Origin of the sequence: Methylobacterium carpenticola (assembly GCF_042748905.1) — a bacterium.
Taxonomy (GTDB): domain Bacteria; phylum Pseudomonadota; class Alphaproteobacteria; order Rhizobiales; family Beijerinckiaceae; genus Methylobacterium; species Methylobacterium carpenticola.
Genome location: NZ_JBHZEO010000001.1, coordinates 5959865 through 5974990, shown reverse-complemented (window position 1 = coordinate 5974990; position 15126 = coordinate 5959865). Strand labels below are relative to the sequence as shown.

General features: G+C 73.3%; 13 protein-coding genes. 2 read left to right on the top strand and 11 right to left on the bottom strand.

What is annotated here, in order from left to right:
• Window positions 1-83 precede the first annotated feature (83 nt).
• Together ACE101_RS27635 and ACE101_RS27630 are read left to right on the top strand one after the other, a co-directional pair.
• A complete protein-coding gene (locus ACE101_RS27635; RefSeq protein WP_379136655.1) occupies window positions 84-374 on the top strand; it encodes a hypothetical protein in 291 nt (96 codons plus the stop codon).
• Window positions 375-537: 163 nt separating this feature from the next.
• Window positions 538-732 carry a hypothetical protein gene (locus ACE101_RS27630; RefSeq protein ID WP_379136653.1) on the top strand — a complete coding sequence of 65 codons (195 nt, stop codon included), beginning with the start codon at window positions 538-540 and terminating at the stop codon, window positions 730-732.
• Window positions 733-986: 254 nt separating this feature from the next.
• Here ACE101_RS27630 and ACE101_RS27625 read toward each other — a convergent pair whose 3' ends face one another.
• The 11 genes from ACE101_RS27625 to ACE101_RS27575 form a co-directional block, all read right to left on the bottom strand.
• Entirely contained in the window at window positions 987-2147 is a 1161-nt protein-coding gene (locus tag ACE101_RS27625) for an ABC transporter permease (RefSeq protein ID WP_379136651.1), read from the bottom strand.
• Window positions 2144-3169 carry an ABC transporter permease gene (locus tag ACE101_RS27620; RefSeq protein ID WP_379136649.1) on the bottom strand — a complete coding sequence of 342 codons (1026 nt, stop codon included), beginning with the start codon at window positions 3167-3169 and terminating at the stop codon, window positions 2144-2146. Before ACE101_RS27620 ends, ACE101_RS27625 begins: the two co-directional genes overlap by 4 nt.
• A complete protein-coding gene (locus ACE101_RS27615) occupies window positions 3166-5094 on the bottom strand; it encodes an ABC transporter substrate-binding protein (protein ID WP_379136647.1) in 1929 nt (642 codons plus the stop codon). The genes ACE101_RS27620 and ACE101_RS27615 overlap by 4 nt, the downstream gene beginning before the upstream one ends.
• The gene (locus ACE101_RS27610) at window positions 5091-5984 is read right to left on the bottom strand and encodes a hypothetical protein (RefSeq protein ID WP_379136646.1); all 894 of its coding nucleotides are present in this window, start codon (window positions 5982-5984) and stop codon (window positions 5091-5093) included. The genes ACE101_RS27615 and ACE101_RS27610 overlap by 4 nt, the downstream gene beginning before the upstream one ends.
• Window positions 5984-7858, bottom strand: coding sequence for an ABC transporter ATP-binding protein (locus ACE101_RS27605; RefSeq protein WP_379136643.1), 1875 nt, complete (start codon window positions 7856-7858; stop codon window positions 5984-5986). The genes ACE101_RS27610 and ACE101_RS27605 overlap by 1 nt, the downstream gene beginning before the upstream one ends.
• Complete coding sequence (locus ACE101_RS27600) at window positions 7855-9891, bottom strand: glycosyltransferase (RefSeq protein ID WP_379136641.1); 2037 nt, start codon at window positions 9889-9891, stop codon at window positions 7855-7857. The genes ACE101_RS27605 and ACE101_RS27600 overlap by 4 nt, the downstream gene beginning before the upstream one ends.
• The gene (locus ACE101_RS27595) at window positions 9888-11006 is read right to left on the bottom strand and encodes a glycosyltransferase family 4 protein (RefSeq protein WP_379136640.1); all 1119 of its coding nucleotides are present in this window, start codon (window positions 11004-11006) and stop codon (window positions 9888-9890) included. The genes ACE101_RS27600 and ACE101_RS27595 overlap by 4 nt, the downstream gene beginning before the upstream one ends.
• A 263-nt stretch (window positions 11007-11269) precedes the next feature.
• On the bottom strand, window positions 11270-12511 hold the full coding sequence (locus ACE101_RS27590) for a glycosyltransferase family 4 protein (RefSeq protein ID WP_379136637.1): 1242 nt from the start codon (window positions 12509-12511) through the stop codon (window positions 11270-11272).
• Between the two features lie 11 nt (window positions 12512-12522).
• Window positions 12523-13719, bottom strand: a complete 1197-nt coding sequence (locus ACE101_RS27585; RefSeq protein WP_379136634.1) for a glycosyltransferase family protein — start codon at window positions 13717-13719, stop codon at window positions 12523-12525.
• Between the two features lie 176 nt (window positions 13720-13895).
• A complete protein-coding gene (locus ACE101_RS27580) occupies window positions 13896-14225 on the bottom strand; it encodes a c-type cytochrome (protein ID WP_379138984.1) in 330 nt (109 codons plus the stop codon).
• A gap of 103 nt (window positions 14226-14328) precedes the next feature.
• Window positions 14329-15117, bottom strand: coding sequence for an SDR family NAD(P)-dependent oxidoreductase (locus ACE101_RS27575; RefSeq protein ID WP_379136631.1), 789 nt, complete (start codon window positions 15115-15117; stop codon window positions 14329-14331).
• Window positions 15118-15126: the final 9 nt, after the last annotated feature.

Genomic DNA, 15126 nt, shown 5'->3' with positions numbered 1-15126 from the left:
ATGCAACGGTTCGCGGGGGTCACGCGTTGTGCGCATCCGTGCCTTAGCGGGCGCGTGCATCCCTCAAGCAGGAGTTGTCCCCCTTGCTGAAGACCGTGATCCTGGCCGCCGGGCTCGTGCTGGGCGGTGCCGCCCTCGCGCCGCAGGCCGCGACCGCCGCGCCTCTCACCGCTCCGACGGCCGCGGAAGCGCAGGCTCCCACCACCTGGGCGCAGTACGGCTACCACCGCCACCATCGCCACTGGGGCCGTCCCTACGGCTATCGCCGGCATTTCGGTCCGCCCTACGGCCGCGCCTATGGCTACCGCCGGCACCATCACTGGGGTCACCGCCACTGGGGGCACGGCCCCCGCGGGTATTATCGCGGGTTCTGAACCGGAATTGCCCCGCGGTCGCCGCATGCGCGGCGGCCGTGCCGCATTCTCGCCCCACTGGTGACCATGCTGGACCAGCTTGGCCGTTCCGGCGGCCAGGCTTGGCCCATAGCGGTGTCCGGCCATCAAGGCCGGCCCGCTTCAGCACCAAGGGGAAACCGGAATGCAACAGACCATCGCGGAACGCCGCCGCCGGGCCGAGGCCCAGCTTCAGGACTACGAGCGGTCGCTCGCCGAGATCCGCAGCTCCGCCGGTCAGGGCGCCAACAGCCGCGCCCTCCAGCTCCAGCATGCCCGCCTGATCGAGAAGGCGCGGGCCGAACTGGCCTCCCTCGACGCCGAGCAGGCCCGCCACTGAAGCAGAACCGCGTCAGACAGGTCCGCCGCACTGCGTGGTCTCGCATCGCTGTCGCCGCCCGATGACCGATCCGGCGAAGGGGCCGAGCGGCGGATCACCCGCGACCCCGCGCGGCGCCCGCGGGGTCGATCGGTCGTGCGGCCGTCCCCTCATACGGTTTCCGGATGATCGCTTCGCGATGCGGAAATCGGCCTCGCTCAGGCGCCGCGCGGGCTCGTGATACAGTTTCCGAAAGTGATCTTCCGGAAACCGTATCAGTGATAGGGATCCGCCGCGTCCCGCAGGCCGTCGCCCAGGAAGTTGAAGGCCAGGACCACGATCACCACCGGCAGGATCGGCAGCAGCAGCCAGGGATGAAGCTGCACCGCGGCGAGGTTCTGGGCCTCGTTCAGGAGCACGCCCCAGCTCGTCACGGGGGGGCGCAGGCCCAGTCCCAGGAAGGAGAGGGCGGTCTCGCCGAGGATCATCGAGGGGATCGACAGGGTCGCCGAGGCGATCAGGTGGCTCATGAAGTTCGGGATCAGGTGCCGGCCGATGATCCGCGCCTTCGAGGCGCCCATCAGCTCGGCGGCGCGCACGTAATCCTCCTCGCGCAGTGCCAGCAGCTTCGAGCGCACGGCGCGGGCGAGCCCCGGCCAGTCGAGCATCCCGAGGATCAGCGTGATGCCGAAGAAGACCAGGACCGGGCTCCAGTTCGGCGGCAGCGCCGCCGAGAGCGCGAGCCAGAGCGGCAGTTCCGGCAGCGAGCGCAGGATCTCGATCAGCCGTTGCACGACGTTGTCGACCCAGCCCCCGAGATAGCCGGCGAGCCCGCCGAAGAAGAGGCCGAGGGCGAAGGACACCGCGATGCCGACGATGCCGACGGTGAGCGAGATGCGCGCGCCCGAGACGATGCGCGAGAACAGGTCCCGCCCGAGCCGGTCGGTGCCCGCGAGGAACAGCGTGCCGCCCTCTGGCGGGCAGACGAGGTGCCAGTCGGTCTTCCACAGACCCCAGAACTCGTAGGCCTCGCCCCGGCACAGGAAGCGCAGGGGCTGCACCTTGGTGCGGTCCACCGTGTATTCGCGGTGGAAGTTCTCGAGGTTGAAGGTGAACGTGTAGGGGTTCGTATGGGGCCCGACGAAGCGGCCCTCGTGGAACAGGCGCACCGCCTGCGGCGGGGCGTAGAGGAAGTCGCCGTGGCGCTGGGCCGGATTGTAGGGGGCGAGCAGCTCCACGAACGGGATGAGCCCGTAGAACAGGAGCAGCACGATCCCGGCAGCCACCGCCACCTTGTGCTTGCGGAACTTCCACCACGTGAGGCGCCAGGAGGAGGCGCGGTCGAAGACTTCGCTCTCGGCGCCGAGGGGCTCGGTGCGGCCGGGATCGAACGGGGCCGGATCGACGAAGTGGCGCGGGCGGACCTCCAGGTTCATCGGCCCGAGCCTCCGAGGCGGATGCGGGGGTCGAGCCACGCGAGCAGGAGATCCGAGATCAGCATCCCGATCACGGTGAGGATCGCCACGAACATCAGGATGAAGCCCGCCAGGAACTGGTCCTGGCTCTTGAGCGCGGCGAGCAGGATCGGCCCCACCGTCGGCAGGCTCAGCACCAGCGAGACCAGCACCGAGCCCGAGACGAGATGCGGGAGAAGGTTGCCGATATCGGCGATGAAGGGGTTGAGCGACATCCGGAACGGGTACTTGAGCAGCGCCCGGGTCGGCGGCAGGCCCTTGGCCTTGGCGGTGACGACGTATTGCTTGCCGAGCTCGTCGAGAAGGTTCGCCCGCATGCGCCGGATCATGGCGGCCGTGCCGCCCAGGCCGATCACCAGCGTCGGCACCACGAGATGGGCGAGCAGCGACTGCACCTTCTCCCAGTTCCAGGGCTGGCCCGCATAGGCGCTGTCGTAGAGCCCGCCGATCGAGATCCCGAGCCAGCGGTTGGCGTAGAACAGCATGATCAGGGCGAGCAGGAAGGAGGGGGTTGCGAGCCCGATATAGCCGATGAAGGTCGCGATGTAGTCGCCGAGCGAGTATTGCCGCGTGGCCGAGTAGATGGCGATCGGGATCGAGACCACGTGGACGAAGATCACCACCGCGAGGTTGACGACCAGGGTGAGCCAGAGGGCGTCGCCCACCACCTCGCGCACCGGCCGGTCGTACTCGAAGGACCAGCCCCAATTGCCCTGAAGCAGCCCGTTGAAGGCGCCCTCGGGGTTCGGCCAGATGCCGATCCAGCGCAGGTACTGCTCCCAGACCGGCCGGTCGAGACCGTATTGCTGCATCAGGAACTGCGCCTTGGCGACCGAGGCGGCCTCGCCCTGCGAGCGCAGCTCGGCGATCTGGTTCGTCAGGAAGTCACCCGGCGGCAGCTTGATGATGAAGAAGACCAGGGCCGAAATCACGAGCAGCGTCACCGCCATGGTCAGGGTGCGCCGCAGGAGGTAGCGGATCACCGGGCGGCCTCCTTGCGGTCCGGCCCCCAGAAGAACTCGTCCATGCGGTAGACCCCGATCATCGCGGTCGGCTTCCAGCTGTAGGTGGCCTTGTCGGGCAGGTTGACGAGGCGGGTCTTGGCGACGACGGGCTGCAGCGCCCCCGCGACGGTGCCGATCACCCACTGGTTCTCGGCGCGGTTCTTGAGCATCTCGGCCCAGATCCGGGCCTGCACGGCGGCGTCGCCCGTCGCCATCCACTGCGCGTTGAGATCGACCAGGGCCTTGGCCTCGGGGATGTCGACGGGCTCGCCCTCCTTGCCCTTGGTCTCCGCGTACTGCCCCCATTTCGGCCAGGCGTAGGTGTCCTGATGGACAGGGGCGAGTTCGTCCGGCGGCATCTCCGCGGTGGGAATGGCGAGGTCGAGACCCTGGGCCGCCACCATGGTGGTCAGCCCCGCATAGGCGCGGTTGCGCAGCACCGTGCGGTCCTGCGGCTTCACGAAGAGCTTGACCCCGACCTCCCGCCAGAATTCCGCGATCAGCGTCAGACCGTCGGTGAGCATCGTGCTCTCGCCGTCGGTCTCGACCACGATCTCCAGCTCGCGCCCGTCCGGCATCAGCCGGATGCCGGCGCCGTTGCGCTGCGTCAGGCCCATCGCGTCGAGGAGGCGGGACGCTTCGTCCGGATCGTAGCCGGCATAGAGGGTGCGGTATTCCGGCTTGTAGAGGGGGCTGCCCTCCACGACGGTGTCGTTGCCCTCGGTGCCGAGCCCGAACAGGAGCGCGTTGTTGAGGGTGCGCCGGTCGATGGCGAGCGAGAGGGCGCGACGGAAGCGGACGTCGCGGTTGAGCTTGCGCCAGACCGGATCGGCCGCGGTGAGGTTGGGATAAAGCGCGATCTCGGAGCCGCGGGCGCTCGGCCAGAGATGGGTGCGGTAGTGCTTGGCCCGCTCGCCCTCCCGCAGGATCGGGATGTCCTCCATGGTGAGGCCGCGGAACAGCAGGTCCGCCTCGCCCGCATTGGCCTTGGCGGCGAAGAGGCCGCCCGCCGCCACGTCCATCAGCACGCGGTCGATATAGGGGAGCTGCTGCCCTTGCGCGTCGACCCGGTGGTAGTAGGGGTTGCGCACGAACACGAACCGGGCCGCGGGCGCGGTGTTGGTCACGCGCCAGGGCTGGAGCGTCGGCAGATCCGGGTTGGTCTGCTCGAACATCGCGTCGAGCCGGTTGTGCAGGGTCGCCCAGCTCTTGACCTTCTGCTGCTTGACTGCGGCGTCCAGCTCCTTCTTCGGCGCGTACTTGGCGTGGAACTGCTTCAGGTAATGGGCCGGCCGGTAGATGAAGGGATCGCGCGGGGAGGCGAGTTCCGGCAGGAAACGCGGGTTCGGCTTGTCCCAGGTGAAGCGGACCCGGAGGGGATCGAGCACCTCGAAGCGGGGCAACTGCCCGTCGACCATCATGAATTCGGGCGGGCCGGAGGGGCTCAGCTCCTTGTTGAGGGCCACGTCCTCCCACCAGTAGCGGAAATCCTCCGCCGTGAAGGGCTGCCCGTCCGACCAGCGGTGCCCGGCCCGCAGGGTGAAGGTGAAGATCTTGTCGTCCTCGCTCTCGAAGCCCGCGAGCAGGTCGGGCCGGAGCGTCAGCTTGGCATCGTAGCCGACGAGGCGGGTGTAGGAATAGGCCGAGATGTAGCGGATGTCCCGGGGCTTGGCGACCAGGGTGACGATGTCCCCGCCCGGCGTGCCGATCTGGCGGTTCTCCGCGGCGAGATCGACCACGAGGGGTTCGGAGGGAAGGCGCTCCGCGGTGCTCGGCTCGGCCGCCCGAGCGAGGGCGGGCAGGAGGGCGAGGAGCAGCAGCGCCCCCCAGCGGCGCCGCGCGGGGGGGCTTCCCGGCCGGCCGCCCACGCCACGCACTCCGTCGATCCCACCCCACGGCCTCATGTCGGGTCTCCCGAAGCGGGCGGCGCCAGCGCCACGTAGGTGATCCGCGCCGGCGAGTAGCCGGTGGCGGCGTGCAGGTCGTCGAAGGCATGGGCCGTGGCGATGGCGGCCCGGGCGGTCCGCGCCTCCTCGCCGTCCGGCCGGTAGACGAATTCCCGCCCGTTGCGCCGCCAGCGCACCGGCTCCGTGCCCCCCGCCGGATCCATCAGCATGGCGATGGTCGGGAAGGCGGGACCGCCATGGGCGTGCAGGCGGTGGGCCGCCGCGTCGTCGTCGAAGATCAGCCGGGTGAGGCCGCGCTCGCGCGCCTCCAGCACCCGCCGCGCCTGGCTGATGTGGTCGTCGAAGAAGGCGACGCCCTGCGACAGGTCGAGGCCGTGCAGATCGCAGCTCCACCAGTCGCGGGCGTGGTAGCGCGCCCGGGCGTCGCGATAGCGCAGGCCCGAGAGGTCGGGATCGAAGCAGAGGATCTCGGCCTCCGGGCAGGCCTGCCGGGTGATCCAGGTGGTCAGGCCGCGGAAGACCCCGGATTCGATCACCACCCGCGGTTGCAGCGCCCGCATCAGGACGTAGAGCTGGAGCGCGCCGTTGAAGCCGTTGCCGCCCCGGCGCTGGGCCACCGGCGCGCCGCCGATCAGGTCCCAGAAGGCCGCGACGGCCGGGCCCGTCCCGCCCGGCAGGGACAGGCCGCAGGCCGCGAGGTCCGCGTCGAGCCGCGCGGCGGCGGCGGCGATCAGCGCCTCGGTCTCGCGCCGGGAGAGGGGCCGGTGCGTCCAGTCCGGCACCGCCGGGACGAGGTCGTAGCCGAGCCGGTCGAACAGGGGCCCGAGCCACCGGCGCCGCAGGCGCTCCAGCAGCGGGTGCGGGCGGAGGGAGGCGGCGGGGGGCATCAGGCGGCCCGCCGCAGGGCCGGCCCGGCGACGCGCACGCAGTGGCCCGGCGAGACTTCCTGCATGAGGCCGGTCTCGGGACCGATGAGCCGGAAGGGGTCGGGCCACGAGGCCGGATCGGAGAAGCGGTCGCTCATCAGGAGCTTGAGATCGAGGGGGTGGTCGAGGTCGGGCTCCGGCACGGCGGCCAGCAGCGCCCGCGTGTAGGGGTGGACGGGGTTGCGGAACAGGGCCGCCTTGGGGGCCTCCTCCACGATGAAGCCCCGGCACATCACCGCGATGGTGTCGGCGATGTAATCCACCACCGCGAGGTTGTGGGACACGAACATGTAGGCGATGCCGAGGCTCGCCTGCAGGTCCTTGAGCAGGTTGAGCACCTGCGCCTGCACCGAGACGTCGAGGGCCGAAACCGGCTCGTCGCAGAGCAGCACCCGGGGCTTGAGCGCGAGCGCCCGGGCGATGCCGAGGCGCTGGCGCTGGCCGCCCGAGAAGGCGTGCGGGTAGCGGCGCAGGGAGCGCGGATCGAGCCCGACCATGTCGAGCAGCTCCTTCGCCCGCTCGTAGCGCTCGTCCGCGGTGCCGACCCCGTGGATGCGCAGCGGCTCGGTCAGGATCTCGTAGACCGTCATCCGCGGGTTGAGCGAGGAGAACGGGTCCTGGAAGACGAACTGCACCGCCCGGCGGAAATCCTTCAGCTCCCGGTCCTTGAGGGCGAAGACGTCGCGCGGGCCGCGCCCCGAGCCGTCGTCGAAGCGCACGGTCCCGGTATCGGGCCGCAGCGCCCGCATCACCACCTTCGACAGAGTGGTCTTGCCGCAGCCCGATTCGCCCACGAGGCCGAGCGTGCGGTTCGGCCACAGGTCGAGGCTGACGCCGCGCACCGCGTCGATGCGCCGGACCGAGCCGCTGAACCAGCCCGCCCGCAGAGTGAAGGACTTGCGGATGTCGGCGATCGAGAGGAGCGGCCCCGGCGGATCGGGCCGGTGCGGCTCGCCGGCCTTGCGGGCGAGGACCGCGCTCTTGACCTCGCGGATCGGGGTCAGCCGCTCGCCCTCCGCCATGTGGAAGCGCGGCACCGCCCGCATCAGCGCCTGGAGATAGGGGTGGCCGGGCCGGCGGAAGATGTCCTCGCGCCCGCCCGCCTCCATGACGCGGCCGCGATAGAGCACCACCACCTCGTCCGCCATGTTGGCGACCACCCCGAGATCGTGGGTGATGAGCAGCATCGCCATGCCGGTCTCGGCCTGGAGTTCCCGCAGCAGGTCGAGGATCTGGGCCTGGGTGGTGACGTCGAGCGCCGTGGTCGGTTCGTCGGCGATGAGCAGGGCGGGCTTGGTGATCAGCGCCATCGCGATCATGGCGCGCTGGCGCAGGCCTCCCGAGAGTTCGAACGGATAGGTGACGAGGGCCCGCTTCGGATCCGGGAAGCCGACGCGCTCGAAGACCTCGATGGCGCGCCGCTTGGCCTCATCGCCCGCCACCTCCGCGTGGAGGCGCAGCGCCTCGGTGACCTGATCGCCCACCGTGTGGAGCGGCGAGAGCGAGGTCATCGGCTCCTGGAAGATCATCGCGATGCGCCCGCCGCGCAGGGCCCGCATCGCCTCCGAATCGGCCCCGAGCCGGGCGATGTCCACCGTCTCGCGCGCGGCCGAATCGCGGAAGCGGATCTCGCCGCCGGTGATGCGGGCGGCCTTCGGCAGGATGCGCAGGATCGCCTGCGCGGTCACCGACTTGCCGGAGCCGGATTCTCCGACCAGGGCGACGGTGCGGCCGGCCGGCACGTCGAGGGACAGCCCGTCGACCGCCCGGAAGGCCCCGGTATCGGCCGAGAAGTCGACCGTGAGATCGCGGATCGACAGGAGAGGTGCCGTCATTCCGGTGCTTTTCGTCCCTTCGGGTCGTCCTCGGCCGAGGGCGGGTCCCGCAACGTCCCGGCGACCCTAACGTCGGTTTGTGACACGGGCGATGCCCTCGGCGCAAACAAACTCGCCGCCCGCGCGACGTTGACGGCCGGATGCCGGACCAGCCGCTCCAGCAACGCCGCGCAGAACGCCCAGGTTGCCGCATCCTGTACCAAGTGATGCGTGAGCAGACCGACCGGCTCGCCGCTTTCCGCGGCTTGCGCGAGCGTCTCCGCCGCCCGCGGCAGCAGGACGGCGGGATCGGCGAGGCCGCGGCCGGCTTCGTGCCACGCCACCGGATCGACATGGGTGTTGACCGCGATCAGGCCGGGCAGGCCGTGCCCGCGCGGGCCGAAGGTGGAGAGGCCCCGGTAGCCGATGGCCGGCAGGATCGGCGGGAGATCCGGCGCGATCCGGTTCCAGGGCGGGACGAAGACGGGCAGCACCGCGGGGCCGAGGCGCTCCCGGGCCAGCACGAGGGCTTGGCGCGCCTGCGCCTCGCGCACGCCGAGCGGCCGGTGCTCCCCGAACTCGGCCTTCTTGCCCGCGGGCGCGTGGTTGGCATGCGCGAGCCCGTGCACGAGTCCGTCGACGGCGGGCTCCTCCGCGAGCCGCGCGGGGAGCGAGGGCTCGATCAGGGCCGGGATCGCCGCGAGCGCCACCGGCACGCCGGTCTGCCGGGCCAGCCCGAGCAGCCGGTCGAGGGCGGGGGTGTGGGCGCAGGCATCGTCGTCGCGCCACCACAGGGTGACGCCGCGGCCCCGGCCGGCGAGGCGCGCCAGCGCGCCGTCGAGGGGGGACCAGTCGAGAGTCGCCCGGATGGCGGGCGCGGCCGCCCGCCCGGCCAGCAGGGTCTCCACGATCGCCACGGAGCGGGAAGCTCCGTCGAGGGCGAAGCGCGGGCTTCTCCTCTCGCCGCTTGCAGGGAGAGGGCTGCGAACCGCAGGGTCGCCGGGAGGGGGAGACGCCGCCACGGCTGCCGCCAGGGCCTCCGCCGTCAGCTCCGCCTCCGGCAGCACCCGCGCGATCCCGCGAGCCGCCAGGGTTTCGGCCCGCAGCCGCTGCTCGGTCTCGTTCCCGGCCTCGAAGGGCACGAGCAGGGCCGGGCAGCCGCTGCGCAGGAGGTCGAGCACGGTGTTGTAGCCGGCTTGGCTCACCGAGAGCGCCGCCCCGGCGAGCAGCGCCCGGAAATCGGGCCGCGCCCGCTCCACCGCGACGTTCCCCGGCGCCGCGTCCCGCAAGGCGGCGAAGGCGTCCTCCGGCACCGCCCGGCCGACCAGCACCCGCCAGGACAGGTCCGGCAGCAGCCGCGCGGCGCCGAGTGACGCCCGCTGCAACGGCAGCCCGGCCGCGCTCGATCCGCCCGAGACGACGATGCCGGAACGGGCCGAAGGCGCGAGCGGGGCCGCATCCGCCGCCTCGTCGACGTAGCCGGTGTAGCGCAGCAGCGGGCGGATCGCCGCATCGACGGGCCAGGAGGCGTCGAGCGGCAGCACCTCCGGATCGGAATGGACCAGCACCGCGTCGTAATCGGCGAGCCGCGCATGGGTCCGGGCGATCCGGTCCGGGCGGCTCGGCCGGGCGAGCACGTCGCGGACCGAGGCGAGGAGGAGCGGGCGGGGCGCCAGCGCCGGGAGCGCCGCGATGAGCGCGTCGAACTCCCCGGCGAGCACCCGGCGGCCGAAGGGATAGAGTTCGGTGATCACCGCGTCCGGCCGCGCCGCGTCGAGGGCCGCGATCAGGGCGGTCCGCCGCGCCGCGAGGGTGGCGTCCCGAACCGGCCTGCCGTCCGGCTCGAGCAGCGCCGTGAAGGCGGTGCCGGCGATGCGCACGGGCGGCAGTTGCACCAGCCGGATCCCGGCGAGGCGGGGCAGGACGGCCGGCATGCCGCCGGAGACCAGCGTCACCGCGTGCCCGGCTCCCGCGAAGGCGCGGGCGAGGGCGGCGGCCCGGGTCAGGTGCCCGGCCCCGAGGAGATGCGTGACGGCGATGAGGATGCGGCTCATGCGACCCGCTCCGTCAGCGGTCCGAGGAGCGCCCGCAGGCGCGCGGCGGCGGCGGAGAGGCCGCGCTCCTCGCGGGCGAAGGCGAGCGCCGCCCGGCCCATCGCGGTCCGCAGCCCGGCCTCGGCCGCGAGCCGGCGGATCGCCCCCGCCAGCGCCGCCGCGTCGCCCGGCGCCGTCACGAGGCCGGTGATCCCGTCGCGCACGACGCCCGGCACGCCGCCATAGCCCCCCGCCACCACCGGGCAGCCATGGGCCTGGGCCTCCAGCAGCACCATGCCGTAGGCCTCGTTGACCGCCGGCCAGACCAGGAGGTCGCTCGCCGCGTAGAGAGGCGAGAGGGCGTCGGGCGCGAGGCCGCCGTGGCGGCGCACCCGGTCGCCGAAGGGCGCGAGCAGGGCCGCGACCTCCGCCGCCGCCGGCCCGTCGCCGACCACGTCGAGGGTCCAGGCGAGGTCGCCGCAGCGCACGAGCGTGTCGGCGAGGAGGCGGTAGGAGGCGAGCTTGTCCCCCGCCCGCATCATCGCGACGGTGAGGAGCCGCAAGGGACCGGCGGCCCGCGCGACCGGCGGCAGCGGCCAGTCGCACGGATCGAGGAAGGGCGGCAGGTCGGCGAGGATCTGGCCGGGCGGGCGGGCGGCTTCGAGAACCGGACGGTCGCGGCGGCTCATCACCAGCACGAGGTCGGCGGCGTCGAGGGCGGCCTCGGCCCCCGCATGGCCGAGGGCGTGCGGACCGTTCGCACGCTTGGGCGCCCGGGAGCCTTCCGCCACCACGTAGGGAATGCCGAGGGCGGCGGCGACGGCCGGGCCGATCCAGTCGGGGGCCTTGTAGTAGACGTGGTAGGTGAACCAGAGCCGCGGCGGCGCCGGGCGCCACGCCGCCACGAGCCGGGCCGCCTCGTCCGCGGCCGCCGCCCGCAGGGACGGGTGACGGTCGCCCGCGGCGTCGTAGCTGCGCAGCTCGCTCGCCGTCGCGGGCGCGAACCCGGCCGCCGCGAGGGCCCGGAGGAGGAGCCGCGCCATGGTGCGCTCGCCCGACGGGACCGGATGCCCGGGCGGCTTCAGGGGGGCGTAGAAGGCGATGCGGCCGTCCGACCGGCCGCTCTGCGCGGGCATGGCGCCTCCCGACCCTGACGGGTGACGGCCACGCCGGCCCTGCCCACCGTCGAGATGGATCCGACTCGCGAGGTCCGATCCGGCGCGGGAACCCCTCTCCCGACCGGGAGAGGGGTTCCCGCGCCGGAGTGGCGGATGGAGGCGCCACGCGGCACCGTCTCCCGAGGCTGAACACAACCGAAGAGTTGGGACAGCCTTCAATTGAGGAGCGGGAGTGTCCTCCGGAGCCGGTCGGCCCGATCCCGGGAGAGCGGGATCGCCGCTCATGACATTCCGTCCCCGGCGAGCAGCCCCGCGATCCGCTCGAACCCCGCCTGCGCGCCGAACTCCGTCCGCAGCCGCGCCAGGGCCGCCGCGCCGAGCCGCGCCCGCTCGGCCGGGTCCCGGGCGAGCAGGTTGATCGCGTTCGACAGGGAGGTCCAGTCGCCGGGCGGCACGAGGCGCCCCTCGATCCCGTCGCGCAGGAATTCCGGGATCCCGGCGAAATCCGTGGCCACGATGGCGAGCCGCTGGGAGGCCGCCTCCATGATCACGTTCGGCAGGCCGTCCCGGTCGCCGGAGGGAGCGCGCTTGGCCGGCAGGGCGAAGAGGTCGGCCTCGCGCAGGAGCGCCACCACCTCGGGCTGGGGCCGCGCCCCGAGGAAGGCCACCCGCGTGTCCAGGCCGAGGGCGGCCGCCTTGGCCTTCAACGCCGCCAGCGCCTCGCCGCCGCCCAGATGGGCGAGGCGCCAGTGCAGGTCCGGCGGCAGGGCCGCCAACGCGTCGAGGAGGTCGTCGAAGCCCTTCTTGGCCACCGCCCGCCCCACCGTGACGATGCGGAGCGGATCGGCCGGGTCGCTGCCGTCGCGGGAAGGCCGCGCCTCGGGCGGCTCCGGGAAGCGCCGCAGGTCGAGGCCGTGATAGACGAGGGAGACCCGCTCCGGCCGGGCCGCGAGGCTCCGCAGCCGCTCCGCCCCCGCCGCCGTGCAGGTCACCGCGAAGGTCAGACGCGCGTCGTCGAGCTTCTCGGCGAGTTCCCAATCCGGCGTGGTCCAGATGTCCTTGGCGTGGGCCGAGACGCTCCACGAGCGGCCCGTCAGCAGGGCGGCGTAGCGGCCGACCGAGGCGGGCGTGTGCAGGTAGTGGACGTGGAGATGGGTGATCTGCGCCGGCAGCTCGCGGGCGAGCACCAGCGCCTGCCCGAGCCGGCGCAGGCGGTTCGGCGTCGGGTCGCGCCGCAGGTCGCGCCAGACCAGGGCGAGGAGGGCGCCCAGGCCGGGGCGGCGGAGGGCGGCGGCGGCGCCGCGCAGCACCCGCCAGGGCGCCTCGTGGAGATATTCCGGCAGGTAGGCGACGGGCGCGCGGATCTGCCGGTGCATCGGGTGCACGGCCCCGTCATGGGGCCGGCGCAGGGACCAGATGGCGAGGGGGATCCCCCGCGCCTCCAGGCCGAGCAGCTCCTGGGCGATGAAGGTCTCGGACAGGCGCGGATAGCCCTTGACCAGGACGGCGATGCGGACGGGCATGGGAGGCGTCGCTACTCCGCCGCCATGCAGGCGGCGTCGCAGGCCGCCTGGGCGAGCCCGCGGATCGCGGGCAGGCCGCCGAGGAGGCCGGGGATCGGCCGCGCGGAGGGGCGGGGCCGGCCGGGCAGGGCGGCGAGCGCCGCCGCCATCCGCTCCGGATCCGCCCGGTCGGGCGCCAGGGTCTCGACGAGGCCGAGCCGGGCGGCGGCCTCGGCGCGGATCAGCTGCTCGCGGCGCGGCCGCACCCGCGGCAGGATCAGCGCCGGCCGGTCGAAGGACAGGATCTCGCAGAAGGTATTGTAGCCGCCCATGGCGACGACTCCCGCGGCGCGGCGCATCAGCCGCTCCAGCCGGGCGTCGAAATCGAGGGCCGAGAGACGCGGATGCGCGTCGATCCGCGCCTGGAGGGCGTCGCGCGCCCGCGGCGGGAAGAACGGCCCGAACACGACGAGGGCCCGGTGCGGCACGGCCCGCGCCTCGTAGGCGCGCACCACCGCCTCCACCAGCTCGACCCCGTCGCCCCCGCCGCCCGGCGTGACGAGGAGGAAGGGCTCCTCCTCCGCCTCGGCGGGCCCGGCCTCCGGCGCCTCCCGGCGCAGATAGCCGGTATAGGTCAGGCGCTCGTCCACCCCGGCCGGCAGGGAGAGGCCCGAGAGCGGGGCGTAGATCTCCGGCAGCCCGTAGATCCAGATGGAATCATAGAGGGGCAGCACGCCAAGGGCGCCCTTGCGCTCCCATTCGGGAGCGAGCAGTGCCGGATCGTCCAGCACGTCCCGCAGCCCGAGCACGAGGCGGCAGCCCCGGGCCTTGAGGGGGCCGAGCACCGGCAGCACCTCGCCGTGGAAGCCGGTCGGCTCCTTGTCGACGAGGAAGAGGTCCGGATCGAAGCGGCGGACGACATGGCGGATCAGCGCCGCCCGGGTCGCCACCACGGCGTCGAGGGCATGGGCCGCCCCGAGGCTGCGATAGGCGCCGCTCTCCAGCTTCACCACGCCGGGCAGGCGGCGGCAGGCCACCCCCGGCGCGAAGCGGAAGGCGTGGCTCACCGGCGAGCCGGACAGGATCAGCACCCGCCGCTCCGGCGCCTCCGCCACGAGGGCGTGCGCGATGGCGCGCGCCCGGCGCAGATGCCCGAGGCCGAACGTGTCATGGGAGTAGATCAGCACCCGCCGGAGGGCGCCGCCGGAGGCGGGTCCGGGCCGCGTCATCAGGGTGCCGCGGCCCCGGCGGCGTGCCGCGATGCAACCGGCGACCGGGAGCGGCTCGGAAACAACGGCATCCTGCGATGGACCTCCCGGCACGCGCCGCTCCAGTCCTACCGCATCCGCCCCCCGGCCGGCTACCCGCCCCGCGGGTTGGCCGCCGGGAATGTTGCAGCGCGCCATCAGGACGGGGGCACCACCTCGACCTGGATCGCGCTGTAATATGCGGCGAGATCCGCGATGTCGGCGTCCGTGAGGTCCTTGGCGGCCACCGACATCACCTCGTTCTTGCGGGCTCCGCTGCGGAACTCGCCGAGCGCCTTCACGAGGTAGGGCTCGACCTGTCCGGCGAGGTTCGGCGCGTCGGGCAGCTTCGAGACGCCGTCGAGGCCGTGGCAGGCTTGGCAGGCCACGGCCTTCTTGCGCCCGGCCGCGGCGTCGCCCGCCCCGGCGGGGCCGGCGAGGGCCAGGGCGAGGCCGGCGAGCAGGGCCGGGGCGAGGGTGCGGGACATCCGGGACATCGCGGAACTCCGAGGCGCGAAACCCAGAGGATCTTGGCTGGATGGCCGGCAGGGCAAGGGCGAGGCAAGGGCAACGGGCCAGGCCGCGCGGCGCTCAGCACCGCCCCGGCACGAACGGATGGCTGCTGGACAGGCCCCCGTCCACCGCAAGGGCCTGCCCGTTGATGTAGGAGGCCGCCTCACTCGCGAGGAAGACCGCGGCGGCCGCGACCTCGTCGGGCTGGCCGGCGCGCCGCAGCGGGTTGAGTTGGCCGATCCGCCCCTCGCTGCCGCGGGCCCGGGCGGCTGCGAAGAGGCCGGCGGTCATGCCGGTCTCGATCAGGCCCGGGCAGACCGCGTTCACCCGCACCCCCGTGCCGGCGAGCGCGTCGGCCGCCGTCTGGACGAGACTGATCACCCCGGCCTTGCTGGCGCTGTAGGGCGCGCCCGCCGCGTTCGCCCGCATCCCCGCCACCGAGGCCGTGCAGACGATCGCGCCGCCGCCGTGGCGCTGGAGCGCGGGCGCCCCGTGCTTCACGGCGAGGAAGGCGCCGATGAGGTTGACCCGCAGCACCTCCTCCCAGAGGGCGACGCTCTGCTCGAGCAGGGGCTTGGTGCCGCCGCCGATGCCCGCATTGGCGAAGATCGCGTCGAGCCGCCCGAAGCTCCGCTCCGCCGCGGCGATGAAGGCGACCACATCCTCCTCGTCCCCGGAATCGGCCGCGTGGGCCTCCGCCCGGCCGCCCTCCGCGAGGATGGCGGCGACGGTCGCCTCCAGGGTCTCCGCGTTGCGGTCGACCGCCGCGACCGCGGCGCCCTCGCGGGCGAAGAGGCGGGCGGCGGCGCGGCCGATGCCACTGCCCGCCCCGGTGACGATCACGGCCTTGTCGGCGAACCGGCTCATCGGGATCTC

What these genes read in the sequence shown, in the direction of transcription:
- ACE101_RS27630 (WP_379136653.1), top strand. Translation starts at nt 538, where the DNA reads ATGCAACAGACCATCGCGGAACGCCGCCGCCGGGCCGAGGCCCAGCTT.
- ACE101_RS27625 (WP_379136651.1), bottom strand. Translation starts at nt 2,147, where the DNA reads ATGAACCTGGAGGTCCGCCCGCGCCACTTCGTCGATCCGGCCCCGTTC.
- ACE101_RS27615 (WP_379136647.1), bottom strand. Translation starts at nt 5,094, where the DNA reads ATGAGGCCGTGGGGTGGGATCGACGGAGTGCGTGGCGTGGGCGGCCGG.
- ACE101_RS27610 (WP_379136646.1), bottom strand. Translation starts at nt 5,984, where the DNA reads ATGCCCCCCGCCGCCTCCCTCCGCCCGCACCCGCTGCTGGAGCGCCTG.
- ACE101_RS27605 (WP_379136643.1), bottom strand. Translation starts at nt 7,858, where the DNA reads ATGACGGCACCTCTCCTGTCGATCCGCGATCTCACGGTCGACTTCTCG.
- ACE101_RS27600 (WP_379136641.1), bottom strand. Translation starts at nt 9,891, where the DNA reads ATGAGCCGCATCCTCATCGCCGTCACGCATCTCCTCGGGGCCGGGCAC.
- ACE101_RS27595 (WP_379136640.1), bottom strand. Translation starts at nt 11,006, where the DNA reads ATGCCCGCGCAGAGCGGCCGGTCGGACGGCCGCATCGCCTTCTACGCC.
- ACE101_RS27590 (WP_379136637.1), bottom strand. Translation starts at nt 12,511, where the DNA reads ATGCCCGTCCGCATCGCCGTCCTGGTCAAGGGCTATCCGCGCCTGTCC.
- ACE101_RS27585 (WP_379136634.1), bottom strand. Translation starts at nt 13,719, where the DNA reads ATGACGCGGCCCGGACCCGCCTCCGGCGGCGCCCTCCGGCGGGTGCTG.
- ACE101_RS27580 (WP_379138984.1), bottom strand. Translation starts at nt 14,225, where the DNA reads ATGTCCCGCACCCTCGCCCCGGCCCTGCTCGCCGGCCTCGCCCTGGCC.
- ACE101_RS27575 (WP_379136631.1), bottom strand. Translation starts at nt 15,117, where the DNA reads ATGAGCCGGTTCGCCGACAAGGCCGTGATCGTCACCGGGGCGGGCAGT.